This window comes from Niallia sp. NCCP-28 (genome assembly GCF_023168165.1).
GTDB lineage: Bacteria > Bacillota > Bacilli > Bacillales > Cytobacillaceae > Niallia.
This window is the reverse complement of the sequence record NZ_BQYJ01000003.1, coordinates 360,045-383,805: the sequence shown is the minus strand read 5'-3', so window position 1 is coordinate 383,805 and position 23,761 is coordinate 360,045. Positions and strand designations below refer to the sequence as shown.

20 protein-coding genes and 2 pseudogenes are annotated in these 23,761 nt (G+C 34.9%); 8 read left to right on the top strand and 14 right to left on the bottom strand.

Annotated features, from left to right (window positions below; genetic code table 11):
- Positions 1 to 272: 272 nt before the first annotated feature.
- The gene (locus tag NCCP28_RS11195; protein ID WP_248561487.1) at positions 273 to 2,402 is read right to left on the bottom strand and encodes a PAS domain S-box protein; all 2,130 of its coding nucleotides are present in this window, start codon (positions 2,400 to 2,402) and stop codon (positions 273 to 275) included.
- Between the two features lie 325 nt (positions 2,403 to 2,727).
- Here NCCP28_RS11195 and NCCP28_RS11190 point away from each other — a divergent pair, with 325 nt between their 5' ends.
- Together NCCP28_RS11190 and NCCP28_RS11185 are read left to right on the top strand one after the other, a co-directional pair.
- Positions 2,728 to 2,880, top strand: coding sequence for a hypothetical protein (locus NCCP28_RS11190; RefSeq protein ID WP_248561486.1), 153 nt, complete (start codon positions 2,728 to 2,730; stop codon positions 2,878 to 2,880).
- A gap of 14 nt (positions 2,881 to 2,894) precedes the next feature.
- The gene (locus NCCP28_RS11185) at positions 2,895 to 3,149 is read left to right on the top strand and encodes a transcriptional regulator SplA domain-containing protein (RefSeq protein ID WP_248561485.1); all 255 of its coding nucleotides are present in this window, start codon (positions 2,895 to 2,897) and stop codon (positions 3,147 to 3,149) included.
- A 57-nt stretch (positions 3,150 to 3,206) separates the two neighbouring features.
- On the opposite strand, the gene NCCP28_RS11180 is transcribed toward NCCP28_RS11185, so the two are convergent.
- Positions 3,207 to 3,425 carry a cold-inducible protein YdjO-related protein gene (locus NCCP28_RS11180; protein WP_248561484.1) on the bottom strand — a complete coding sequence of 73 codons (219 nt, stop codon included), beginning with the start codon at positions 3,423 to 3,425 and terminating at the stop codon, positions 3,207 to 3,209.
- A gap of 133 nt (positions 3,426 to 3,558) precedes the next feature.
- Between NCCP28_RS11180 and NCCP28_RS11175 the strand changes: the two genes are divergently transcribed.
- Positions 3,559 to 4,737, top strand: coding sequence for an alanyl-tRNA editing protein (locus NCCP28_RS11175; protein WP_248561483.1), 1,179 nt, complete (start codon positions 3,559 to 3,561; stop codon positions 4,735 to 4,737).
- Between the two features lie 38 nt (positions 4,738 to 4,775).
- On the opposite strand, the gene recQ is transcribed toward NCCP28_RS11175, so the two are convergent.
- The 5 genes and pseudogenes from recQ to NCCP28_RS11150 form a co-directional block, all read right to left on the bottom strand.
- The gene (gene recQ, locus NCCP28_RS11170; protein WP_248561482.1) at positions 4,776 to 6,926 is read right to left on the bottom strand and encodes a DNA helicase RecQ; all 2,151 of its coding nucleotides are present in this window, start codon (positions 6,924 to 6,926) and stop codon (positions 4,776 to 4,778) included.
- A 230-nt stretch (positions 6,927 to 7,156) separates the two neighbouring features.
- Positions 7,157 to 7,234 (bottom strand): annotated as a pseudogene (locus NCCP28_RS23795) (YjcZ family sporulation protein); the annotation flags it as partial.
- Between the two features lie 109 nt (positions 7,235 to 7,343).
- Positions 7,344 to 7,457, bottom strand: a complete 114-nt coding sequence (locus NCCP28_RS11160) for a YjcZ family sporulation protein (RefSeq protein WP_248561480.1) — start codon at positions 7,455 to 7,457, stop codon at positions 7,344 to 7,346.
- Positions 7,458 to 7,713: 256 nt separating this feature from the next.
- On the bottom strand, positions 7,714 to 8,001 hold the full coding sequence (locus NCCP28_RS11155; RefSeq protein ID WP_248561479.1) for an LSm family protein: 288 nt from the start codon (positions 7,999 to 8,001) through the stop codon (positions 7,714 to 7,716).
- Positions 8,002 to 8,190: 189 nt separating this feature from the next.
- Positions 8,191 to 9,381, bottom strand: a complete 1,191-nt coding sequence (locus NCCP28_RS11150) for an MFS transporter (RefSeq protein ID WP_248561478.1) — start codon at positions 9,379 to 9,381, stop codon at positions 8,191 to 8,193.
- 133 nt (positions 9,382 to 9,514) lie between these two features.
- On the opposite strand from NCCP28_RS11150, the gene NCCP28_RS11145 reads away from it, so the two are divergent.
- A complete protein-coding gene (locus tag NCCP28_RS11145) occupies positions 9,515 to 10,243 on the top strand; it encodes a ZIP family metal transporter (protein ID WP_248561477.1) in 729 nt (242 codons plus the stop codon).
- Between the two features lie 42 nt (positions 10,244 to 10,285).
- On the opposite strand, the gene NCCP28_RS11140 is transcribed toward NCCP28_RS11145, so the two are convergent.
- Both NCCP28_RS11140 and NCCP28_RS11135 read right to left on the bottom strand, forming a co-directional pair.
- Complete coding sequence (locus NCCP28_RS11140) at positions 10,286 to 11,107, bottom strand: formate/nitrite transporter family protein (RefSeq protein ID WP_248561476.1); 822 nt, start codon at positions 11,105 to 11,107, stop codon at positions 10,286 to 10,288.
- Between the two features lie 217 nt (positions 11,108 to 11,324).
- The gene (locus NCCP28_RS11135; protein WP_168714445.1) at positions 11,325 to 11,462 is read right to left on the bottom strand and encodes a hypothetical protein; all 138 of its coding nucleotides are present in this window, start codon (positions 11,460 to 11,462) and stop codon (positions 11,325 to 11,327) included.
- A gap of 312 nt (positions 11,463 to 11,774) precedes the next feature.
- Here NCCP28_RS11135 and NCCP28_RS11130 point away from each other — a divergent pair, with 312 nt between their 5' ends.
- Complete coding sequence (locus NCCP28_RS11130) at positions 11,775 to 13,394, top strand: ABC-F family ATP-binding cassette domain-containing protein (protein ID WP_248561475.1); 1,620 nt, start codon at positions 11,775 to 11,777, stop codon at positions 13,392 to 13,394.
- 45 nt (positions 13,395 to 13,439) lie between these two features.
- On the opposite strand, the gene mprF is transcribed toward NCCP28_RS11130, so the two are convergent.
- On the bottom strand, positions 13,440 to 15,974 hold the full coding sequence (gene mprF, locus NCCP28_RS11125; protein ID WP_248561474.1) for a bifunctional lysylphosphatidylglycerol flippase/synthetase MprF: 2,535 nt from the start codon (positions 15,972 to 15,974) through the stop codon (positions 13,440 to 13,442).
- A gap of 503 nt (positions 15,975 to 16,477) precedes the next feature.
- Between mprF and pflB the strand changes: the two genes are divergently transcribed.
- The 3 genes and pseudogenes from pflB (at position 16,478) to NCCP28_RS11110 (ending at position 20,705) form a co-directional block, all read left to right on the top strand.
- Complete coding sequence (gene pflB, locus NCCP28_RS11120; RefSeq protein WP_248561473.1) at positions 16,478 to 18,718, top strand: formate C-acetyltransferase; 2,241 nt, start codon at positions 16,478 to 16,480, stop codon at positions 18,716 to 18,718.
- Between the two features lie 121 nt (positions 18,719 to 18,839).
- Entirely contained in the window at positions 18,840 to 19,598 is a 759-nt protein-coding gene (gene pflA / locus NCCP28_RS11115) for a pyruvate formate-lyase-activating protein (protein WP_248561472.1), read from the top strand.
- Positions 19,599 to 19,708: 110 nt separating this feature from the next.
- A pseudogene (locus NCCP28_RS11110) lies at positions 19,709 to 20,705 on the top strand (IS1595 family transposase).
- Between the two features lie 63 nt (positions 20,706 to 20,768).
- Here the strand turns inward: NCCP28_RS11110 and NCCP28_RS11105 are convergent.
- The 4 genes from NCCP28_RS11105 to NCCP28_RS11090 all read right to left on the bottom strand — a co-directional run bounded on the left by NCCP28_RS11105 (position 20,769) and on the right by NCCP28_RS11090 (position 23,757).
- Positions 20,769 to 20,957, bottom strand: a complete 189-nt coding sequence (locus tag NCCP28_RS11105) for a hypothetical protein (protein ID WP_309296627.1) — start codon at positions 20,955 to 20,957, stop codon at positions 20,769 to 20,771.
- A 183-nt stretch (positions 20,958 to 21,140) separates the two neighbouring features.
- A complete protein-coding gene (locus tag NCCP28_RS11100) occupies positions 21,141 to 21,284 on the bottom strand; it encodes a hypothetical protein (RefSeq protein ID WP_248561470.1) in 144 nt (47 codons plus the stop codon).
- Between the two features lie 178 nt (positions 21,285 to 21,462).
- Positions 21,463 to 22,281, bottom strand: a complete 819-nt coding sequence (nadE, locus tag NCCP28_RS11095) for an ammonia-dependent NAD(+) synthetase (protein ID WP_248561469.1) — start codon at positions 22,279 to 22,281, stop codon at positions 21,463 to 21,465.
- A 15-nt stretch (positions 22,282 to 22,296) separates the two neighbouring features.
- Positions 22,297 to 23,757 (bottom strand): nicotinate phosphoribosyltransferase, encoded by a 1,461-nt coding sequence (locus NCCP28_RS11090; protein WP_248561468.1) that lies wholly within the window; start codon positions 23,755 to 23,757, stop codon positions 22,297 to 22,299.
- Positions 23,758 to 23,761 lie beyond the last annotated feature (4 nt).

The window sequence follows — 23,761 nt, the reverse complement described above, 5'->3', positions numbered from 1 at the left end:
ACAAAAAACAAACAAAGGGTGCAGCACTTATGATTGGAATATTAATTGCTATCATCATCTTTCATTATTTTGCCTTTAAATTTAAAGAAAAGAACTCGCCACTATGAGCTGGCGAGTTCTGTTTTTTATAAAACAATAGAAATACAATATAATCCCCTGTTATATCAACGCCCCTTACCCAATGCAAACAGCATTTACTAATGCAACGAAACGATCATAAACAGAAGTCTGATTGTTAGAATAACAACCACTCCCATTTATCGAATTCATTATTAGCCGACAGCTGGGAAGCTAAGATGAAACGTAGTTCCTTTATTTGGTTCGCTTTCAATATATACTTTGCCATTTAGATTCTCAATAATTTTAAAACTTACCATTAGCCCTAAGCCATTCCCAGCTTTTTTTGTTGTAAAAAAGGGCTCTCCTAATTTTTTCACCTGCTCTTTATCCATTCCAACGCCAGTATCTTGAATAGTAATTTTTATTTCTTCTTCCTTCTTGACATCAATTCGAATTGTTCCACCTGATCCAATCGCTTCTATCGCATTTTTGATAAAATTTAAGAAAACTTGTTTTAATTTATTTTCATCACATTCTATCTCTATATGCCTTTCACTAAACGTTAATTCTACTTTGCATTTGCTTTTGCGAATCTGGTAATCAAGCACAGATAAAACATTTTCAATAATAGGAATAAGCTCTTTTTTCTCTAAAGATGCAATCGTCGGTTTAGATAACAGCATAAATTCTTCTACGATGGAGTTTACCCGCTCAATTTCATCTAAAATAATATCGAAAAGTTCCTGTCTAGATAGGTCCTTTTCATCTAAGCTTAGAAATTCCGCATATCCTTTAATAGAAGTTAGCGGGTTGCGGATTTCATGAGCCACTCCTGCCGCAAGCTGTCCGACTGCTGCAAGCTTATCTTGTCGATGAAGAATTTCCTCTGTTTTTTTCTTTTCAGTAATATCATTGCGGATTGCTAAATATTGATAAACTTGATTATTTTTATCAATAAAAGGAATAATTGTCGTATCAACCCAATAAAATGTGCCGTCTTTTGCTTTATTGCGTATTTCACCTTTCCATACTTCTCCATTTGCAATAGTTTTCCATAAATGCTGAAAAAATTCTTTGGAATGATAACTAGAGTTAACAATGCGATGATCTTTTCCAATGAGTTCTTCTCGTGTATATCCAGATATAAAACAAAACTTTTCATTTACGCTTGTAATTTTTCCTCTTTTATCCGTAAATGCAATAATACTGGACTGATCAAGGGCAAATTTGATATCAATAACTTCTTGTATCTTTTCTTCTAATTGAAGCTGCAGATTTTTTTGCTCCGTAATATCCCGACGAATCGACACGTATTGATAAGGAATTCCCTTTTTATTTAAAAAAGGAACAATTACTGTATCAACCCAATAAAGGGAGCCATCCTTCGCCTTATTAAGAATTTCCCCTTTCCATATATCGCCTTTTCCAATCGTTTTCCATAATCGTTTAAAAAACTCAGGAGGATGATGGCCAGAATTAACAATGCGGTGTGTCTGCCCTATTAACTCCTCTCTATTATACTTAGAAACTTCAAGAAACTTATCATTTACATATGTAATAATTCCGTTATTGTCAGTAAAAACAACAATAGAGGATTCATCAAGCGCCTGCTGCATATCTCTTACATTTATATCTCCTACGGATAGTGTCTCTGTAATCAGTGAACTTGTTCCAATTAATCCTCCTAAAATTAAAATGGAAATAAATAAAACCGTATACACAATAAAGCTATTATAATAAGCAGAAGAACTATTGTCCCAGCCAATCGGTGTAGTATGGCTGATTAATAATAGTTGACTTATAATCGTTGCAATCGTCATAACTGCACAGCAAAAAGCGCTTATCCATTTGGCAGGCATCCTCTCTGATTTTGTCTGATAAAAAGAGCGCCAAATAGAATAGGAAAATCCTATAAACAGCAATAAAAAACTGATTATTAACGCCAGAAGGTTATAGCGAATCGAACTTCCAATCGAATAAAGCCCTATTATAAATACAGACAACATCGATAATGTAAAGAAAAATGCGGCAACATAAATTCTATGTTTATTATGTTCTTTATCAAGCAAAGCATAAAAGGCCATCCCGCTAAAGCAAATGCCAATCAGTATGGATAAAACCGTTATCGGCACTTCATAAGATGCTGTGGCATAAATATTATTGACCATCATCCCAAGAAAACTCATAATCCAAAAGCCAAATCCCATTGAAAAGGTGCTTGCTAAAAATAGAAAGCGGCTGTTTTTTTCCCCACTTCTTACTAATTTAAATAAATCAAAAGATGTGTAGCATGCTACAAATAATAAAAGAATGCTTACAATAAACAAAATGGAGTTATACAATATTTCTCCTCCTATATCCCAAAATAATGCATTATGTATCGTATAAAAATATGTTTCAACTATGATTGTAATGGAAAGGTAATATGGAGAAAAGGATTTTTTATCAAAGATTCCTTTAAGTATAGTGTTTTCTGCTTTTATATGGGTTATTCATCTTTATTTTTTATCATGTGCTTGTCTTTTTTAAATGATGTTTTTGCTGTTAAACATTGCAGTATATTTTTTTTGCTATTTCTTCTTTTATCCGCCTTCCTCTTTTCATCTCCACTTTTTCCCATAATAATTTCGTTTTTATAGAGAACACTGTTAGAAAGGAGTGAAAAACTTGAAAAAGAAAGAAGCTGGATCATTCAATCAGAAAACAAAATCACTTCATCGTGGCATTCGAGGAGAATCAATTGATGAATTAGCAAGAACAGAAGCTGCCAACAACATTTTAGCAGAAAAAGAAATTGGCCAGCAGCAAGAAAATTTATAAAAGGCGGGGTACACATGGAAACAATTAATCCAAAAAATGCAAATATAGGGGATGAAGTATTTGTCATCTATCATAATCCTCATACACCAACTGTTGCCAATATTAAACCAGCAGAAATTGTTCAGCACCCAAAAAACCCAAATGCTTTAGCTTTATTTTTAAACGAAACTTTCCATACAATTGAAGATGATGATGCTCTTTTCCAAACGGAACAAGCTGCCCAAACAGCATACAATCAAATGTATGAAGAGGACAGCGAATTGTATTAATAACATATGTCGATCTGGCCCAAAATGTTTTTCTGCAATTAGGTCAGATTCTTTTTTTTAAAGATTAATTTGTGGTAATTCTCTCATTTCCATCGAAGTTTCATTCCCGCATAATGGACATTTTAAATCGTCTGTCGCAAAATCTTTTCTCATCCACCCATGACAAGAATTACATGCATATACTTCTAAGTTTATTAAAATATCCTCTGGTTTTTCTTCTGCCGCTTTTCGATTGAAAAATATTGGAATCGCCTCCTTTTTTCTTAGTATGAGCAATTTCCATTATTTTAGTAATTTTTCCGAAAAAATCTTTCTAACACTAAAAAGAACTATTCCTTTTGAAAGCAGAAAAATAGCTTCAATATGTTATAGTAAGGGGACCAACCATATTTTTCAAAGGAGAATTTAGATGTCAGAAAAAATATATTACCACTCCCCTTATCAAACAAAATGGTCCACTTCTATTACCGATATTTGGGAAGAGAATAACTCATTTTATGCAATATTAGAACAAACTGCTTTTTATCCAGAAGGCGGAGGACAACCTGCTGATACTGGAACAATCAACGGAATTCGTGTTCAAAATGTTCAAATCACAGAGGGAAAAATTGTCCACCAATTAGCAGCAAAACCGATTGAACAACAAGTAGATTGTGCCCTTGACTGGAACGTCCGCTTTGATCATATGCAGCAGCATACTGGCCAGCATTTATTATCAGCGGTTCTACATGAATTGTATTCTATTCCAACAGTGAGTTTTCATTTAGGGAAGGAATACACAACTATTGATGTAGAAGCGGCAAACTTAGATAAAAACCAACTTGAAACAATCGAAAATCTTTGCAATACATATATTCAACAAAACAAAACAATAAAAGCTTATTTTATAACTAATGAAGAAGCAAAACATATTCCCCTACGGAAACTCCCTGCTGTTACAGGGCCATTGCGGATTGTAGAAATAGAAGGAATTGATTATTCTGCCTGTGCTGGAACGCATGTTGCAACTACCGGAGAACTGGGTTTGCTAAAAATGGCAAAAACAGAAAAACATCGGGGACAAACAAGGCTATTCTTTTTAGTAGGAAAAAGAGCATTGGTAGATTATCAAATATCTCAACAAATATTGGATAGCCTCAGCAGTTCCATGAACACAAACAAATATTCCTTAAACGACCGCATGGAAAAACAAGAAACAGAAAACAAACTGCTCCTAAAAGAAATTGAGCGTTTAAAGGAAGAAAATAGCCATTATCTAGTAGAAAGCATCCTATCACAGCAAAGTAGTCTGCTTATTAAAAAAGATTTTGCTGATAAAACGTTAAAAGACTTACAATATCTTGCCAAGGCAATCCTCCATAAAAAAAGCTGCATTGTTCTTTTATGCACGTACAGCGAAAATAAACTGCTCCTTCAGCATAATGGAAACTTCTCCTTGCACTGTGGCAATTTATTTAGAGAAAAGATCGCAACCTTCCATGGAAAAGGAGGAGGCAATGAACCCCAAGCCCAAGGAACATTTTCATCGCAAAAAGACTTAAATGCCTTTGTTGACTTTCTTATGGATGCCATAGCAGAAGTAGTATAAAGATAAGCCTGATAAGCACAAACTTATCAGGCTCCCTCTTATTCTTTTGCTATAAACTTTTGTTCTTCTAATCTTAATTGATGGAAAATAATTTTAATCATAAAATAAGTTATTTCATCTGGCAATATTTCTTTAATTGGCTTTAATTTTACTTCGCCAACTTTCTTAATTGCCTTTTTAATTTTTTCGCCTTGTGCTTCTGACACAAATTGACCCCAATTAATTGCATGTCCTTCTTCTCCACAGCGAAGCAAATGATTTTCTATCGTCACAATACTTAAATTTCGTTTTGCAGCAATATCTTTTACTGTTAACCCTTTTTGTAGTTCTTCCAATGTAATAAGATGAGAATTTTCCACTAGTGTTTTTTTCTCTTTTGCAACAATCATTTTGTTGTGCCCTTCTTTTATTGCTTCTGGATGCTCTTTTACATATGTCTGTACAAACTCCAGAATTTTTCCTCCATATTTATTTAATTTATGCTCCCCTATTCCTTTAATCAAAGCTAATTCAGATAAAGTCCTTGGCATACTTCCGGCAATCAGTTTTAATGTTTCATCAGAAAAAATAACAAAAGGAGGCACTTGTTCTTCTTCTGCCATACGTTTGCGAATCAGACGGAGTTCTTGAAACAATCCATTATCTTCAGAAAGTTTTACTGTTTCCATTTGTTTTTTGCGAAGTACCGTAAGCCTCCCTAATAATACTTCTTTTCCCTTTTCTGTTACTTTTAATAATGGCAATGTTCCCGTTGTTACCTCAATATAAGCGTCAGAAATCAAAAACTCAATAAAATCACTTACCTCTTTTGCCGATTGCTGATTCATAATGCCATATGTTTTAATTTTATCTAAAGAAAAATCAAGCAATTTTTTATTTCGCGATCCTGTCAAAACTTGAGCAATCATTGTCTTTCCAAACCTCTCTCCCATACGGATCATGCAGGAGAGAACTTTTTGGGCATCAATTGTAACATCGACAGTTTCACGGTTATCTGTACAATTGGAGCATCTTCCGCATGTATAATTAGTATCTTCGCCAAAATATTGGAGAATATAGCGCTGCAGGCACTCTTCTGTATGACAATAATTAATCATTGCTTGCAGCTTATCTAAATCTTGTTTTTGCTTATTTGGATCCATTGTCGTTTGATCAATTAAAAAACGCTGGATGCGGATATCTTGTGGCGAATAGAGTATAACACATTCACTTGACAGCCCGTCTCTTCCTGCTCGGCCAGCCTCTTGATAGTATCCTTCCATATTTTTCGGCAACTGATAATGAATGCAATAGCGAATATTGCTTTTATCAATGCCCATTCCAAAAGCAGTCGTCGCAACCATTACCTGACAATCATCATTAATAAAACGCTGCTGCTCTGTTTCTCTGTCTATATCTCTCATGCCTCCGTGATATTTTGCTACCAAATACTTTTTTTTCTGCAGACGATCATAAAGTTTTTCTACTTCCTGCCTTGTTGCCGCATAAATAATGCCAGACTCCTCTTTATTTTTAGATAAAAAAGAATCAATAAATGCTGCTCTGTCTTCTCCCTTTATAACCGAAAAAGTTAAATTTTCTCTTTCGAAGCCAGTTATTACCGTATTTTCTTCTTCTATCTGCAGCTGTGTGCAAATATCCTTTTGCACAAGCGGGGTTGCTGTAGCCGTTAGTGCAGCAATAAGCGGTTTTTTATGTAATTTATTAATCATTGCACCAAGACGAGAATAACTTGGCCGAAAATCATGGCCCCATTGGGAAATACAATGTGCCTCATCAACTGCAATAAACGGGATTTCTACCTCATTTAATAATTCAATAAAAAAATCCCCTTCTAGCCTTTCTGGTGCTACATATAGCAGTTTGTACTTACCTGCTTTTAATTCTGCCATTCTTTCATAAGCTTCATTTGCTGTAAGAGAACTGTTAATAAAAGTCGCAGGTATTCCGACTGCAGTTAATGAATCTACTTGATCTTTCATCAAGGAAATCAACGGTGATACCACAACAGTAAGTCCATCAAAAATCATGGCTGGAACTTGATAACAAATAGATTTTCCGCCCCCTGTCGGCATAATGCATGCTACGTTTTCCCCATTCAGCAAATATTCAATTACTTGTTCTTGCCCATTTCGAAACTGTTCATAACCAAAATACTCTTTTAATACTGCTAACGCTTGTTTAAACATTTATTGGCCAAACCCTCCTAAATAAAAATAACTATCTGTTATTTCATAATCTGCAATTTCTGCTTTTTATAAAAATCAATGCATCACAAAAAATTTACCTTCTCCATATATAGTAACAGAAACAGACCGATTAAAAATATCCAGAAAATATAGAATTTTTATGAAGGCATAGGAAAAGGACTGCCTTTATTAGTCGAATTTGACTTTTAAAGGCAGTCCTTTTTTCTATATTATAACCATGCAGCTCCAACAATAATTAACAGAATAAATAATACAACAATTAATACGAAACCATTTCCATATCCTCCAGTAGCAACCGGCGCAACTGGCGCTGCATACCCATATCCACCACAACCGCAAGAGCTTCCGTAACCGCCATAACCATAAGCCATCTATAAAACACTCCTCTAAAATTTATTAATAACCAAATCCAATATAACTTGATCCAACAATGATTAATAAAATGAATAGCACTACAAGTAGAGCAAAACCTCCACCAAAGCCTACTCCACCTTCAGGATGACCACCCATTTAATCCACCTCCCTCATACACATAAACATCTTATGTAAGAAGAACTTGTCTCGAATGGGCTCTTTTTAAAATATTTTTAATACATTATTATGTACAGCAGTAAAGCATACAAAACTTATATATTGCACTTTCACACGGAAAGCAACTGTTTTAAGACTTTTGTTTTATTTTATAAAAAAATGCTTATTGCGAACATGGCTGATTTTTCGTGAAAAACAACTAATGTTTGTTCACGAAAAATCAACAGCCTCCTTTTTAAAAGAAAGGGATAAAAGCTAATGCAGCAATCAAACCCAAGGAAAGACCCCAAGCTGCGCCAGCCCAGCCCCAACCCCAACCGCCGCCCCAGCCACGGCCGCCTCTATAATAGCCTAGGCCAAATCCGCCATAATTTCTGCGGTTGCCGCCGATTGGGCGAAGATAAACTTTATTAGAAGTTACTCGATCAATAATTCCTGTATGCACTTTTCCATCGTGTGTTGTAATTCGTACACATTTGCCAATTCCTTTGGAACATTGACTGTAATAATTATTTCCTGCCATATTTCCACCCCCAGCATTCATTTCTTTACTTTACATCCTATGTACAAGTTTAAAAATGGAATGGACAACCATCTTGGTACAAATGCGGATTTCCCGCTGAATTATAAAAAAAACTCTTTTTTTGCAAAAAAAACTTACTCATTTTAGCGGCATTCGCTTTTTTGAGTAAGTACGTTAGCTTTTAATCGTTTAACCAACTTTTTTTAAATTTTGCTTTTTCAGCTGCGCTTCTTGTTTTTCTTCTCTAATTAAATATAGATTTAAAACAATGCCCATTCCCGTTAAAATGCTAAAAAATAAATACACATCCGTAATATGATAGTAGTTGAAAATAATGCCGCCAATAAATGTATTAAACCAGTTTCCAAGGCCATTTCCAATAGCTGAATAAAAAGTAATCGCCGTTGCCATCATTGAAACAGGAGCTATTTTTCGAATATACTGAATGCCAGCAGGTATAAACAGCCCAACGCCAAACCCCTGCAAAAAAGCCGTTGCATAAACTAGCGCCAAACTAGGCGCAGTAAAATAAAATATCCATCTAAGCAAGGAAATAGCACCCGCAAACAAAGTAATTTCTAAAAGACCAAATTTTCCAATCAATCCTCCGGCTATTTTCATAAATGGCGCTTCTGATAATACAGCAATCAGGAAAGCCACTCCAATGCCAGAATAGGTTGCTCCACTATTTTCTACAAATAAACCGAAAAAAGTATTATTTGCTAAATTAGGACTAAAAACTAAAAAAGTAACAGCTAAAAAAAGCATATATTTTTTGTAGACAATAAGCTCTTTTATTCCTTTTAGCGGATTTTTAATCGTTTCCCCTTTTTCTTTCGGCATTTTTATTGTAGCAGCAGCACAAATAATAAGCGCCGTAAAGAAGGCAATAAAAATGCTTGTTGGTTCCATATCAGATATTCTTCCCATAATAAAAACAGCAACACCAAATCCTAAAGCACCAAAAAGTCGAATATTCCCATATTGATAATTATTTTTGCTGGCATATTTAATTGCTATGCTATCAGATATTGGAACAATTGCACTTTGAAAAACAGCAAGCAATGTAGCAATTGCCACTATCCAACTAAAACGATCAAAAAACAAATAACCTAACCCGCATATTCCAGCAAAAAATGTACATAATTTAAGAATGACTGCTGGTGCATTTGTTTTATCTGACAACATTCCCCAAATAGGCTGAAAAAAAATGGTAATAACAGGTCCGATAGACATAATAATGCCTATTTGAAATCCAGTCAGCCCAATTGAGTTGCTTAAATAAACACTTAATAATGGTATTAAGCTGCCGCTTGCAAAAAAGGCAAAAAAATAAAAAGCCTGTAATACCCCGATATTTTTTTTTGTTTCTTTATCCATAACCGCGCTCCTTCAACACAATTATTATAGCGCAAAATATGAGCATTCACATCGCCTTTTTATATTTTTTTCCATTAATCTTCTGATCATGTCGACAACGGTTTATTAAATTTTGCTAGAAGGAGCATAAAAAATGTTAATTTCAGCATTTTGGGGAGCAGTAGCAAGCATGTCTTTATTTTTAGGGTCGATAGTCGGCATATGCTTTGCTCTTCCACAAAAACTGATTGCATACTTAATGGCACTTGGGACTGGTGTATTGATTGGTGCCTCTTCTTTTGATTTATTAGTAGAGGCGCTGCATACAAGCGGCATAGTAGCAACCTCTGCTTCCTTTTTAGGAGGGGCCCTTTTATTTTCTATTATTGAACTCTATTTATATAAAAAAGGTGGATCCAATCGCAAACGTTCACATAAAAAAGACGTCACTCATTCTGGATTAGCCATTTATATTGGAACACTGATGGATGCCATTCCAGAATCATTAATCATTGGACTAAGTTTATTAAAAAACCATCAAGTAGATACCTTATTTATTATCGCCATCTTTATCAGTAATTTTCCTGAAAGTCTTTCTTCAACAGTTGGGTTAAAAAAAGACGGCTATTCTAATCAAAAAATTTTATTTTTATGGGCAAGTGTTGTGGTTATTTCCTCCATAAGCAGCTTTACTGGATTTATATTTTTGGAAAAATTCTCCGAAAATGCAACAGCAAACATCGAGGCCTTCGGAGCAGGCGGACTGATTGCCATGGTATGTTCGACCATGCTTCCTGAAGCTTTTGAAAAAGGTGGGCCAATTGTTGGATTTATTACATGCGTTGGATTAATCATTTCCTTAGCATTAACTTCCTTATCCTAATCATCCTAGAGTTAATGCTGTTTAACTCTAGGATGATTAGGACTATTTTGCTATTCTTTGTTGCTCAAAAGTCAAATGCTTGTTCTTTTTCCCCTTTTTATCCGAAAAAACATATACATTTAAGGCTCCCACAAAAAAGGCTCCCCCTACAATATTGCCCAGCGTTACTGGTATAATATTATGCAGCGCAGAAGAAAACGTAATTGTATCTGGATGGGGGACAATTAAAGCAATGGAAAACAGCGACATATTGGCAATGCTATGCTCATATCCTGAGACCATAAAACCGAAAACAATTAGGATTGTTGTCAATATCTTGCCGACATCCCCTTTAATATTCATCGGAAGCCAAATAGCTAAGCATACAAGCCAATTACAAAGAATACCCTTTACAAACAATTCTGATGTGCTGGCGCTCATTTTTGCATTTGCCATCTCCATTATCCATGTGGATTTTTCTGGAAGATGATAAAGGCCCGTATAATAAATAAGTACAGCAAAAAACAATGCTCCCACTAAATTCCCAAAATAAGTAGCAATCCAATTGTAAAGTGCATCCTTCCATGTTGTTGCACCTTTTAAAGTGCTCATTGCAAATGCCATCGTATTTCCTGTGAATAATTCTCCCCCTCCATAACTGATCAACACAAGGGCAATGCCAAAAAATAGGCCCGTCATCATATATGTTGCAGGCGAGTGAGCATCCCAAAAAGGCTGTGCCAGTTTATAACAAATAATAATAGCAAAACCTATATAAATGCCTGCAAGTATTGCTTTTGTAAAATACCGCAAAAATGATTCGTCTATTACCGCTTTTTTCTTTAATGCATATTGAATGGCTTTATCTATTGGCTGAATTTCCATAACTTTCTTCACCCTTTCTTTATGGAAATTATTATACTGTAGGATAAAAGAAAAAAGTTTGTGTAAAATTGAACAATCTTTGACACTTTGCGGCCTCTATAAAAAACAAAAAAAGACATTCTATCATAAAATGCCGAATTCTTCTTCTTCAAAAAAGAACCTGAACTCTTATAGCAATAATAGAATGTCTCCATGGTTTATAACCGATTAAATGTTTTTAATGAGAAGTGGAAGAAGTCAGTTTGCTGTTTTGCTGTAATGGAACGAGAAATTGGGATCTTGGTTTTGTAAAACTGATTTTAATACCAGATTTTTTCATTTTATTCACTAAATCCACAAGCTGTTTTTTCGCCATATTATAACTACTCCTTTACGAACTATATTTCTTAATAGTACCGATAAATTATGAAAAAAAGATGAACAAATTATAAAGAGTTTATGTATTTTTCTTTTGTCGTTTTTGTTAATAATAGATGCAATATTTTTATTTAACGCTTACATAATATATTCGAGTATCAAACGCATTTCCCTTTATTTTTTTGATATTTTCTACTCTTTTTTCTCTTTTCCCTTATTTCATACGATTAAACTTCGAAAAGGATTCGCATTCTTATCATTAATAATGGTATAATTTTAACGATATTGTATTTTGGAGGAAAATAAATAGATGATAACAGTAAGTAATGTAAGTCTTCGATACGGCGATAGAAAATTATTTGAAGATGTAAATATCAAGTTCATCCCTGGAAATTGCTATGGATTAATTGGTGCAAATGGTGCCGGAAAATCCACATTTTTAAAAATACTTTCCAATGAAATAGAAGCACAAACAGGACATGTTTCCCTTGGTCCTGGCGAAAGATTAGCGATTCTAAAACAAAACCATTTTGAATACGAAGAATATGAGGCATTAAAAGTAGTCATAATGGGACATGCCCGTTTATATGAAGTTATGCAAGAAAAAGATGCTATCTATATGAAAGCAGACTTTACAGATGAAGATGGCATGAAAGCTGCTGAACTTGAAGGCGAATTTGCAGAATTAAACGGATGGGAAGCAGAATCAGAAGCTGCTATCCTTTTAAAGGGTCTTGGAATCGGTGAAGAGCTGCATACAAAAACGATGGCTGAACTGACTGGTTCAGAAAAAGTAAAAGTATTGCTTGCACAGGCTTTATTTGGACAGCCAGATGTATTATTGCTTGATGAGCCGACAAACCATTTGGACATTGATGCAATTCAATGGCTGGAAGAGTTTTTAATCAACTTTGAAAATACGGTTATTGTTGTATCCCATGACCGTCACTTTTTAAATAAAGTGTGCACCCATATTGCAGACTTGGACTATGGAAAAATCCAAATCTATGTTGGAAACTACGATTTCTGGTATGAGTCCAGCCAATTAGCTTCAAAAATGGCTAATGACGCAAACAAGAAAAAAGAAGAAAAAATTAAAGAGCTGCAAAACTTTATTGCCCGTTTCAGTGCAAATGCATCCAAATCAAAACAAGCAACATCCCGAAAAAAACTATTGGATAAAATTTCTTTGGATGATATTAAGCCATCTTCTAGAAAATATCCATATGTCGCTTTTACTCCTGAAAGAGAAATTGGCAATGACCTATTGCGCGTAGAAAATATTTCTAAAACGATTGATGGAGAAAAAATATTAGACAATATAAGTTTTATTATGAATAAAGACGATAAAATTGCTTTAGTTGGCAAAAATGAAATAGCGAAAACTACTTTATTTAAAATACTTATGGGAGAAATGGAACCAGACAGCGGCAGCTTTAAATGGGGCATTACAACATCTCAAAGCTATTTCCCTGCTGACAACTCCAGCTATTTTAATGATACAGACGAAACGCTTGTAGATTGGCTTCGCCAGTATTCACCAAATGATCAAACAGAAAGCTTCTTGCGAGGATTTTTAGGAAGAATGCTGTTTTCTGGTGAAGAAGTGCTGAAAAAACCAAGTGTTTTATCTGGGGGAGAAAAAGTTCGCTGCATGCTTTCAAAAATGATGCTGAGCGGATCAAATGTGCTTCTTTTAGATGAGCCGACAAACCATTTAGACCTTGAATCTATCACTGCTTTAAATAATGGACTAATTAATTTTAAAGGTTCCTTAATTTTTGCATCACATGACCATCAGTTTATTTCTACTATCGCTAACAGAATTTTAGAAATTACACCAAAAGGTCTTGTGGATAAACAAATGAACTATGATGAATATTTAGAAGATACAGCTGTGCAAAAACAAATAGCTGAAATGTATAAATAATAAAAAGCAGTGCCCATGATGAAAATTCATTTGGCACTGCCTTTTTTATTTTCTTTTTTTTGCTACAAGCATGGTCACTTGTACGGAAGTAAAGGGTAAAGATGATTTTTTTCGGTAGCCTAAATACCTGGGTTCCCATGTATCGCAAAACTTATTTTTAAAATTCCGCAATCCTTGAAAATGATAAAAAGCATGTCCATGATGAAAAATTTGATCGGCAATTTTTTCACTTAAAAAGGAAAACTTGGAAACGCTTAAATTTGATAAAGGAGCCATGCCAACATTGCATATTTTTATTCCCTGTTGTTTTAAACATTCAAAGCTATTTAAAAATAAAAAATCCATTACACCAGCTTGTGCATTTGGCAAACTGCGCATCAAATCAATCGAATAAATATCATTTTCTTCCATAAATGCTGAACTTAATGTTAAAAAAGCAATAATTTGCTGGTTAGGATCTTTTACATAGCTAATAGTAGTGGTCTGCAAATATGATTCATCAAAAAAACCAAGAGAAAAGCCTTTTTCCATTCTTCCCTGCAGCCATTCATCGCTTACATGTTTTAAGTTTTTAAGCAAATTCTTACTATGGTTGCGTTCGGATATTTCTACCACATATCCTTCTCTTTCAAACTTATTTTTTAATGCCCGCTGATTTTTCATTTTTTTCCCTGATAAAGAAAATTGGCTTAAATCCACATATCCTTCTTCGCCAAGTTTAAAAAAATCATAGCCATTCCCATGCAAAAACGGAAGCATTCTTTTGCTTGTTTCATAAAAAACAGGCGTATACCCATAAATATCTGCCTTTTCATAAAGTTCTTCAATCGCTTTTAAAAAATAAGCCTCTTCCCCAATCGGATCCCCTAAAACAACTAGTTTATCTGCATATGTCTGGTAAGAAAAAAGCACATTTTTATCACTATTCCAAAATACGTATTTATCATGCAGAAAAATCAAATGAGACAACGTTGTTCCTTGGTATGTATGTAAATGCTCCAGTATCTCCCTTTCTTGCAATTTGGAAGATATTTTATTAAAACTCTTTGGCTTATTAATAAAATGTCCCAAAACAGTTATCATAAAAGCAATAAATAAGCCGATCGCTGCACTTGAAAACAAGCTTTTTGCATCTCTTAATATATACGGCTCAATAAATGACGGCACTTTCAGATGACTTGAAGGCAAACTTAAATAACCAAGAAGCAAATAGCCAAATGTAAAAAGAGCAATGATTATAATATCAAAAAGAAGTTTCCCCCATGTTAAAACAAAACTTTCCCGATAAAACCTTCCTTTTGAAAGCAAAAGCAGAACAATAACCCCAATAATGATTAATGCCTCTTCATAATCCAAACCTTTTAAAAAGGTTGATAGGGCAGCAATAATCAAAACCAGCAATGTTAAATGATATGTCCGCTTTTCCCTATATTCTATTCCCCTTGCTAGTCCTAAAAGCACAAAACCCGCTCCAACTGATACATGATGGGTAAAGTTCATCACTTCCATACTTAAAAGTTCTTGGGAAATCTGCAACCTTGAAAGAATTCCTGGCAATGCTGCGGATACTAGCAAAATAATTCCTGAAATAAATACCAGCAGCGTTAAAAAGAAATGGCTAATATTTTCAATAATGGTTTTAGGAATATTGCTCCAGTATTTATTCCATTTTATCCATAAATCTTTTATAAACAACAACAGCGCTGCAATAAAAGGAAGGAAATAATAACCGATACGATATAATAGCAACACAACAATCAGCTTTTCTGTGGGCACCCCTAAATAATCAAACCCCCATAAAAAGACTAAATCAAAACTTCCTATTCCTCCTGGAATCATACTAACAATTCCTGCACATACCGCTATCAAAAATATTTTGCTGAAATCCCAAACTCCAACAGGCAAGTCCATCATTACTGCCAAAGAATATAAATAAATAAAGACAAAGATCCATTCTACCAATGAAGTAATAATTAATTGAACGGCAAGCTTTGGAGAATCTATCAAATCCCGCAATTTTGTTTTTCTAATAAAAAAACAAATAACAATAACTGGCAAAATAAGTCCAACAATAATGACAGCAAAAAACAATAGCAGATGGTTTTGAATTAAAGGCATATTCCAGCCATCAAAAAAGACAATCCAAGCAAGCAAGCTAATTCCTGTTAAATAAAACATTGTAACAGATGCTATGCCTTTAAGCAGCACCCTTTTATCCTTTTCATAGGATTGATAAAAATAGGTGCGAAGAGCAATCCCAATCAATCCCCCAAATCCCAACAAATTGGAAAAAGAGTTGCTGATTAAAGAATATTGGGCCAATTTTTTGGTTGGTATAGTCACTTTCAGCTGTTTGCTTAAAATAAAATCATAAAAAAACATTGGAGTAATCGCTATAAAGCCGCCAACAACAATATAACCGATCATAAAAGGATCCAATTGATTCAAATATTTTTTTAATAAATGGGTATCAATAGACATAAACATGTTCCGAAGCTCCACGGAAACGATGAGCAGCAATGTAACGGGAAATAAAATTTTTAATACAGACCATAACCGATCTTTAGTAAAGAAAGACATTTTTTCACCTCAATTAATGCGTCCTCAAGGGCTGACAGTTTATTATGCAGACTACCTTATCATATCGTAAAACCGTATATATCGGAAACATTTATTATAGAAGTTCTTTAAAGCTGTACAATCTATTGTTACTCCTCCTATACAGTATAGGTCAGTTATTTTTTATTTAACCATTTAAAATAAGGAGAAATATCGATCTATCTATCCGATTTTCCACAACTCCCCATTAAATTAATCGCTTCCAAACTATTATATAACAGTTTTCATTTTTCGGATCAAAACTATATAACAGTCTATTTTCAAAATAATACTTATTAAACATTCTTTTTTCGAATTATAGGCCAAAAGAGCATGATACTACTGGTGTTCACATATCCGCCACAAAAACTTCGCAAGATGTACATATTTTTGTGAAAATAATCACATAAAAATCTGTTATAGTTAATTTAGCAAGAAATTAATAAACTGTATTATTTTTTTTATAAACTGATGAGGTGATTAAAATGGAAAAAGTGGAAGCTAACTACTGGGAAGGATTTAAAAGCGGAACATGGGAGAAAGAAGTAAATGTTCGCGATTTCATCTTAAAAAACTTTAAACCTTATTATGGAGATTCTACTTTCTTATCTGGTCCAACATTAGAAACTACTCAATTATGGGAGCAAGTGCTGGAGCTTTCTAAAGCTGAAAGAGAAAGAGGCGGCGTTTACAATTTAGATACTGATATTGTTTCGACTATTGTTTCACATGGTCCTGGATATTTAGATAAAACAAAAGAGAAAATTGTCGGGGTTCAAACAGATGAGCCGTTTAAGCGTTCTTTCCAGCCAAATGGCGGAATTAGAATGGCTGTGCAAGCATGTGAATCCTATGGTTATAAAGCAAGCGAAGATTTGGAACGATTTTTCACTGAACACCGCAAAACACATAATGCTGGCGTATTTGATGCCTATACCGATGAAATGAGATTGGCAAGAAAAGCAGCAATCATCACTGGTTTGCCTGATGCCTATGGCCGGGGAAGAATTATCGGTGATTACCGACGCGTTGCATTATATGGCGTCGACTTCTTAATAGAGCAAAAACAAAATGATAAAAAAGCGACAAGCTCTGTTATGTCAGAAGAAACAATCCGCTTAAGAGAAGAAATTTCTGAACAAATTAATGCATTAAATGAATTAAAACAATTAGGTGCAAGCTATGGATTTGATTTGTCCCGCCCAGCGGCTAATACACTGGAAGCCTTCCAATGGCTATATCTTGCTTACCTTGCTGCCATTAAAGAACAAAATGGCGCAGCAATGAGCTTAGGCCGCGTTTCTACTTTCTTAGATATTTATATTGAAAGAGATTTGGAAAACGGCACATTCACTGAAAAAGAAGCACAAGAAATTGTCGACCATTTTATTATGAAACTTCGTTTAGTTAAATTCGCTCGCACTCCTGACTACAATGAATTATTTAGCGGCGATCCAACATGGGTGACAGAATCAATTGGCGGCATGGCAAATGACGGAAGACCTTTAGTTACGAAAAACTCTTTCCGCTTCCTTCATACATTAGATAATTTAGGCCCAGCTCCAGAACCAAATTTAACGGTATTATGGTCTACCCAATTGCCTGATAATTTTAAAAAGTATTGTGCCCAAATGTCGATTCAAACAAGCTCCATTCAATATGAAAACGATGATATCATGAAACCGCAATGGGGAGACGACTATGGCATTGCATGCTGTGTATCTGCAATGGAAATTGGCAAACAAATGCAATTTTTCGGTGCACGCGCCAACCTTGCAAAATGTTTACTTTATGCAATCAACGGCGGAAAAGATGAAAAACTTAAAATTCAGGTTGGACCTACTTTTGCTCCAATCACTTCTGACTACTTAGAATATAATGAAGTAATGGAAAAATTCGATAATATGATGGAATGGCTTGCAGGTCTTTACATTAATACATTAAATGTTATCCACTACATGCATGATAAATACAGTTATGAACGAATTGAAATGGCGCTTCATGATACAGAAATTCTGCGTACAATGGCAACAGGAATCGCTGGCTTAAGTGTTATTGCTGACTCTTTAAGTGCCATCAAACATGCAAAAGTAAAAGTAATTAGAGATGAAAACGGCATTGCTGTTGATTTTGAAACAGAAGGCGATTTCCCTAAATACGGAAATAATGATGACAATGTAGACAGCATCGCTGTAGGCATCGTAGAAAGTTTTATGAAAAAATTGCGCAAACATGCAACATACCGCAATTCTTTACACACAATGTCTATTTTAACGATTACTTCTAACGTCGTTTATGGCAAAAAAACAGGCAACACACCAGATGGTCGCCGTGCTGGAGAACCATTTGCTCCAGGAGCAAACCCAATGCATGGAAGAGACACAAAAGGAACGCTCGCTTCCCTTTCATCTGTTGCAAAATTGCCATATGATTATTCATTAGATGGAATTTCCAACACATTCTCCATTGTGCCAAAAGCATTAGGGAAAGATGAAAATGTTCGTGCAGCAAACTTAGTATCCATCTTAGACGGATATGCTGTAAAAACAGGCCATCATTTGAATGTAAACGTATTTAATAGAGAAACATTGATGGATGCAATGGAACATCCTGAATTGTATCCACAATTAACGATTCGTGTATCAGGATATGCTGTTAACTTTATTAAATTAACACGTGAACAGCAAATGGATGTTATTAATCGCACATTCCATGAATCCATGTAAAAATACAAAACACTTGTTTACCCTATTGTTTCGCTAATCAGTAAAGGGAGAAAAGATTGCCGCGTTCACCTTTTCTTCTTCTCCCTCACTGGTTGCTTTATTTAAAAGGAGGAAAAAAATCATGAACGGCAACATTCATTCCATTGAAACTTTTGGTACAGTAGATGGACCAGGAATACGGTATGTTATTTTTACACAAGGTTGTTTACTGCGATGCCAATTTTGTCATAATGCAGACACTTGGGAGATTGGAACAGGAAAATCCATGTCTGTAAAAGAAATTATGGATGACTTAACAACATACCTTCCCTTTATTGAAGCATCCTGTGGGGGCATTACTGTAAGTGGCGGAGAACCTTTATTGCAAATTCCGTTTTTAATAGAATTATTTAAAGAATGCAAAAAGATAGGCATTCACACGACCATTGATTCCTCTGGAGGCTGCTATTCCACAGCACCTCATTTTCAAGAGCAGCTAAAAGAGTTAATGAAGTATACTGATTTGATTCTATTAGATTTAAAGCATATTGACCGCAAAAAACATATCTCCTTAACAGGAATGGGCAATGATCATATTTTATCATTTGCAAACTATCTTTCCGATCATCATATTCCTGTATGGATACGACACGTTCTTGTTCCTTCTATTAATGATAATGAAAAAGATTTGAGAAACTTAGGCAACTTTATTTCTACGTTATCAAACGTGGAAAAAATTGATATTCTGCCCTATCATAAATTAGGTGTCTATAAATGGGAAGCACTAGGTTTAGATTATCCATTAAAAGAGATTGAGCCGCCAAGTGAAGAATCAGTTGCTTTTGCTTATAGTATACTTACAAATTCTGCTGTGCAGTCAAATGGTGAAGAAACAACATAACTAGGGTATTTTATATTAAAAGAACGCTGTTTTCGTAAAGATTGTTGTTATTAGACCAAACTGTAAAGAGGCTGTTATAATGACCTTTATGGCGGTGTTTGGCAATGTAGATGCACGTTTATCGTGATTTCAGCGACTTATCAAAGTCAAAGCAATTAGCCCTGTTTGAAGCAATGAAGCAAGACTTGTTTCCAGAAGAACGAGAAGATATTGCGAAGATGCTAAAAGATATTCGTGAAACTCGTTTTTCGGATGGATTGTCTTGTCTTCATTGTGGAAGTGTCTTGGTCAAGAAAAATGGTAAATATCGTGCGAGACAGCGTTATCTATGCAAAGATTGCGGAAAATCCTTTAACAATTGACTGACACGCCATTGCCAGGTTCAAGATACCCTCATAAATGGCTGAAATGTTTTGAACTAATGGTAAAAACCTAAGATTTCAGAAGCCTTAGATATTCATATTTCTACGGCTTTTTATTGGAGACATAAAATCCTAAGCCCCCTCCGTTCATTAGATAATCAGACGCTTAAAGGCATTGTCGAAAGCGATGAAACATTCTTTTTGGAAAGTGATAAAGGGAAGAAGTTCTTATCTCACCGATATGCTCGGAAACGTGGTGGTGTCGCAACAAAGCGTGGTATCTCCAAAGAGCAAGTTTGTGTCATAGTGGCACAAGATGGGAACGGTCAAGTCATCTCTCAAATAGCTGGAAAGGATCGTATTAAATCAACGGATATTGACAATGTATTAGGTGCGTTTATCGACACCTCTGCTTTGCTATGCAGTGATACTGCTACGAACGAACTGCAAGAAGTGCGCTAAAGATAAGGGGTTACAGCACGAAATGGTCAATATGCGTAAAGGTGTTTATGTAGGAAAGTCGATTTATCATATCCAACACGTCAATGCGTATCATAAACGCTTAAAGCAGTTTATGATACGTTTTTAAGGTGTAGCGACTAAATACCTTGATAACTATTTATTTTGGTTTAGAGATTTGGAACAAAGTAAAAAGATGGCTCACAAAGAACGAGTGAAACAACTTTTATTTAGTGTTGTCCATAAATCAAATTATGCCACTGTCGAGATGTTTAGAATTGCATAAAAAAATGCAACTGATATACTCACTCAGTCGCATAAAAATTATTTCTTCCATAGTTGTTTCGTATTATGAAACAACCTCACATATCAAGGTGTTTCGTTTTACTATGATATATTCACCTGTTGATTTATTCATTACTTGAGACACTTCCTTGGTATGTGTTATCTCTATCCAATCATTTTGTATATCCGCCAATAATTTTATTTCCACATCACTTTCTCCATTTTTTAAACCACTATAAGATAATTTCGTTATCACTATCATTCCTTTCTTAAATATTTATTAACGGTTTCTATTATACTATGCATTATTGAGATTTATAAAAAAAGCAACAATCTTTACGAGAACAGCCTAAAAGAAAGAGCACCCAATCGACTGATTGGATGCTCTTTCTTTTTTAGTTAGCAATCGCCTTTTGCAAACTGCCATTCATAATACTTATTTATCTTTTTTGCCATGCTTTTTATGTTTTTTGTGGTGTTTTTTATCTTTATGCTTATCCCCTATCGTGATTTCATATTCAAAATGGAATGGAATGTTTAATAAAATTAAATCTACATCTAAATCAATAACTTTTAACATGCTATTTCCCCCTTTCTATCGCCATTTTCCTTTACATTAACAAATTATGAAAAACACTTGGACATGCTTGTATTAAAATACTATATTTGCTATTTTTTTAAAACTCCACCTTTTCCCATAAAAAAAGGGCGCCTTAAGGATGCAAATGCATCTTTAAGGCGCCCCTTTCCTGCTTTTCTTATCTCCACCATGTATCAAACATGGACACCGGAACAGTACGTTTATGCTGCGTCATCAAATATCTTGCTTCAATTTTTTCTGCAACATCTTTCGGCACTTCTTTTCCCTCTAAATAATCATCTAATTGATCATAAGAGATGCCAAGTTCTGTTTCATCTGCTTGTCCAGGTTTGCCATCAAGGAGATCAGCGGTTGGCACTTTTAAATAAACAGCTTCTTCTGCATTCAATTCTTGCAATAATTTTTTCCCTTGGCGTTTGCTTAATCCTGTTAATGGGAGAATATCTGCACCGCCATCCCCGTATTTGGTGAAAAATCCAGTTACTGCTTCTGCTGCATGGTCTGTACCAATCACCAGAAGATTTTCTTGGCCGCCAATTGCATATTGCGCAATCATTCTCATTCTGGCCTTCACATTCCCTTTATGATAATCTTTTAAAGGTTCTTCTGTTATCTGATCATACTCTTCTTTCACTGCGTCCACAGATGACTTGACATTAAATGCATATTCTTTGTCTGCCTGAATAAATTTTAAAGCTCGCTGCGCATCCTCTTCATCTGCTTGGGCGCCGTAGGGAAGACGCACCGCTACAAATTTTGCATCATATCCTTCTTGGCGCAATTCTTCAGCAGCAAGCTGTGCTAATCTTCCTGCCAGTGAAGAATCTTGCCCGCCGCTGATTCCCAGCACAAAACCTTTTGATTTTGACTTTTTTACATAACTTTTAAGAAAATCAACACGATTTTTTATTTCCTCTTTTGCATCAATTTCTGATTTAACATGCAGATCTTCCATGATTTTTTTTTGCAAACCCATGGGAAATTCCTCCTTTTATCCATTTCGTTTGATGTTATTTTTAACTTCTTCGATATGTTTCATTTTGTTCTCCCAGCATTTCGGGCTTAAATCAACAGGATATTCTTCAGGATTTAGCGAGCGTTTATACTCATCCCATAATACCTCTAAATTATCCTCTGCAAACTTCTGAATCGAAAAAATATCTGGTGATTGATAAATTAACTTTCCATTTTTAAAAATATCTGCATGTATATCTTTTGCGATAAAATTAGTAACAAATTTACTGATATACGTATGGGTCGGATGAAACATTTTTAATCGTTCTTCTGTTTCAGGATGTTCTGTTTCTAAACAAATATAATCTCCTTCAGACTTCTGGTTCATACTATTAATAATTCGATATACTCGTTTTATTCCTGGTGTTGTCACTTTTTCAGGATTGCCGCTTATTTTAATGGTATCCTGCATTTTTCCTGTTTCATCTTCTATAGAAACCAGCTTATAAACCCCCCCTAATGCAGGTTGGTCAAAAGCAGTAATTAATTTTGTGCCAATTCCCCAAATATCAATTTTGGCTCCTTGTGCTTTTAAATTCATAATGGTATATTCATCCAGGTCATTGCTTGCAATAATTTTTGTGTCAGTAAAGCCTGCTTCATCCAACATTTTTCTTGCTTCTTTCGAAAGGTAGGCAAGATCCCCGCTATCAAGGCGGATTCCTAAGAAATTAATCTTATCTCCCAGTTCCTTGGCAACTTTAATGGCATTTGGCACACCTGATTTTAATGTATCATATGTATCCACTAAAAATACACAGTCCTTATGGCGTCTAGTATATTTATGAAAAGCAGTGTATTCATCACGATATGCCTGAATCATAGAATGAGCATGTGTACCGGAAATTGGAATTCCAAACAATTTGCCTGCACGTACATTGGAAGTGGATGCAAATCCCCCGATAAACGCTGCTCTTGTTCCCCATAGTGCAGCATCTAATTCTTGCGCTCTTCTGCTGCCAAATTCCATCACCACACCATTTCCGATAACATGTTTAATTCTGGATGCTTTGGTTGCGATTAATGTTTGGTAGTTCACAATATTAAGGAGTGCTGTTTCAATTATTTGCGCTTGGGCAAGAGGAGCTTCTACTCTAACCAATGGTTCATTTGCAAACACAATCTCTCCTTCCACAACCGAGCGCAAATTGCCTGTAAATCGAAAATCTTTTAAATAGTCTAAGAAATCTTCTTTAAATCCTTGTTTTCTTAAATAGCTGATATCAGTTTCAGTAAAGCGTAGATTTTCCAAGTAGTGAATGATTCTTTCTAAACCAGCAAAAACTGCGTATCCATTATCAAAAGGAAGTTTTCTGAAATATACCTCAAATACAGAATTTCTTTCAGAAATGCCATCTTCCCAATAGGTTTCCGCCATATTAATTTGGTAAAGATCTGTATGTAGCATTAAACTGTCGTCTTCAAAGTTATAACCCATGTTT

Excerpts from the sequence above, each read along its gene's own strand:
- NCCP28_RS11185 (WP_248561485.1), top strand. The coding sequence starts at position 2,895 with ATGGAAACAATTAATCCAAAAAATGCAAATATAGGGGATGAAGTATTT.
- NCCP28_RS11175 (WP_248561483.1), top strand. The coding sequence starts at position 3,559 with ATGTCAGAAAAAATATATTACCACTCCCCTTATCAAACAAAATGGTCC.
- recQ (WP_248561482.1), bottom strand. The coding sequence starts at position 6,926 with ATGTTTAAACAAGCGTTAGCAGTATTAAAAGAGTATTTTGGTTATGAA.
- NCCP28_RS11160 (WP_248561480.1), bottom strand. The coding sequence starts at position 7,457 with ATGGGTGGTCATCCTGAAGGTGGAGTAGGCTTTGGTGGAGGTTTTGCT.
- NCCP28_RS11155 (WP_248561479.1), bottom strand. The coding sequence starts at position 8,001 with ATGGCAGGAAATAATTATTACAGTCAATGTTCCAAAGGAATTGGCAAA.
- NCCP28_RS11150 (WP_248561478.1), bottom strand. The coding sequence starts at position 9,381 with ATGGATAAAGAAACAAAAAAAAATATCGGGGTATTACAGGCTTTTTAT.
- NCCP28_RS11145 (WP_248561477.1), top strand. The coding sequence starts at position 9,515 with ATGTTAATTTCAGCATTTTGGGGAGCAGTAGCAAGCATGTCTTTATTT.
- NCCP28_RS11140 (WP_248561476.1), bottom strand. The coding sequence starts at position 11,107 with ATGGAAATTCAGCCAATAGATAAAGCCATTCAATATGCATTAAAGAAA.
- NCCP28_RS11135 (WP_168714445.1), bottom strand. The coding sequence starts at position 11,462 with ATGGCGAAAAAACAGCTTGTGGATTTAGTGAATAAAATGAAAAAATCT.
- NCCP28_RS11130 (WP_248561475.1), top strand. The coding sequence starts at position 11,775 with ATGATAACAGTAAGTAATGTAAGTCTTCGATACGGCGATAGAAAATTA.
- mprF (WP_248561474.1), bottom strand. The coding sequence starts at position 15,974 with ATGTCTTTCTTTACTAAAGATCGGTTATGGTCTGTATTAAAAATTTTA.
- pflB (WP_248561473.1), top strand. The coding sequence starts at position 16,478 with ATGGAAAAAGTGGAAGCTAACTACTGGGAAGGATTTAAAAGCGGAACA.
- pflA (WP_248561472.1), top strand. The coding sequence starts at position 18,840 with ATGAACGGCAACATTCATTCCATTGAAACTTTTGGTACAGTAGATGGA.
- NCCP28_RS11100 (WP_248561470.1), bottom strand. The coding sequence starts at position 21,284 with ATGTTAAAAGTTATTGATTTAGATGTAGATTTAATTTTATTAAACATT.
- nadE (WP_248561469.1), bottom strand. The coding sequence starts at position 22,281 with ATGGGTTTGCAAAAAAAAATCATGGAAGATCTGCATGTTAAATCAGAA.
- NCCP28_RS11090 (WP_248561468.1), bottom strand. The coding sequence starts at position 23,757 with ATGGGTTATAACTTTGAAGACGACAGTTTAATGCTACATACAGATCTT.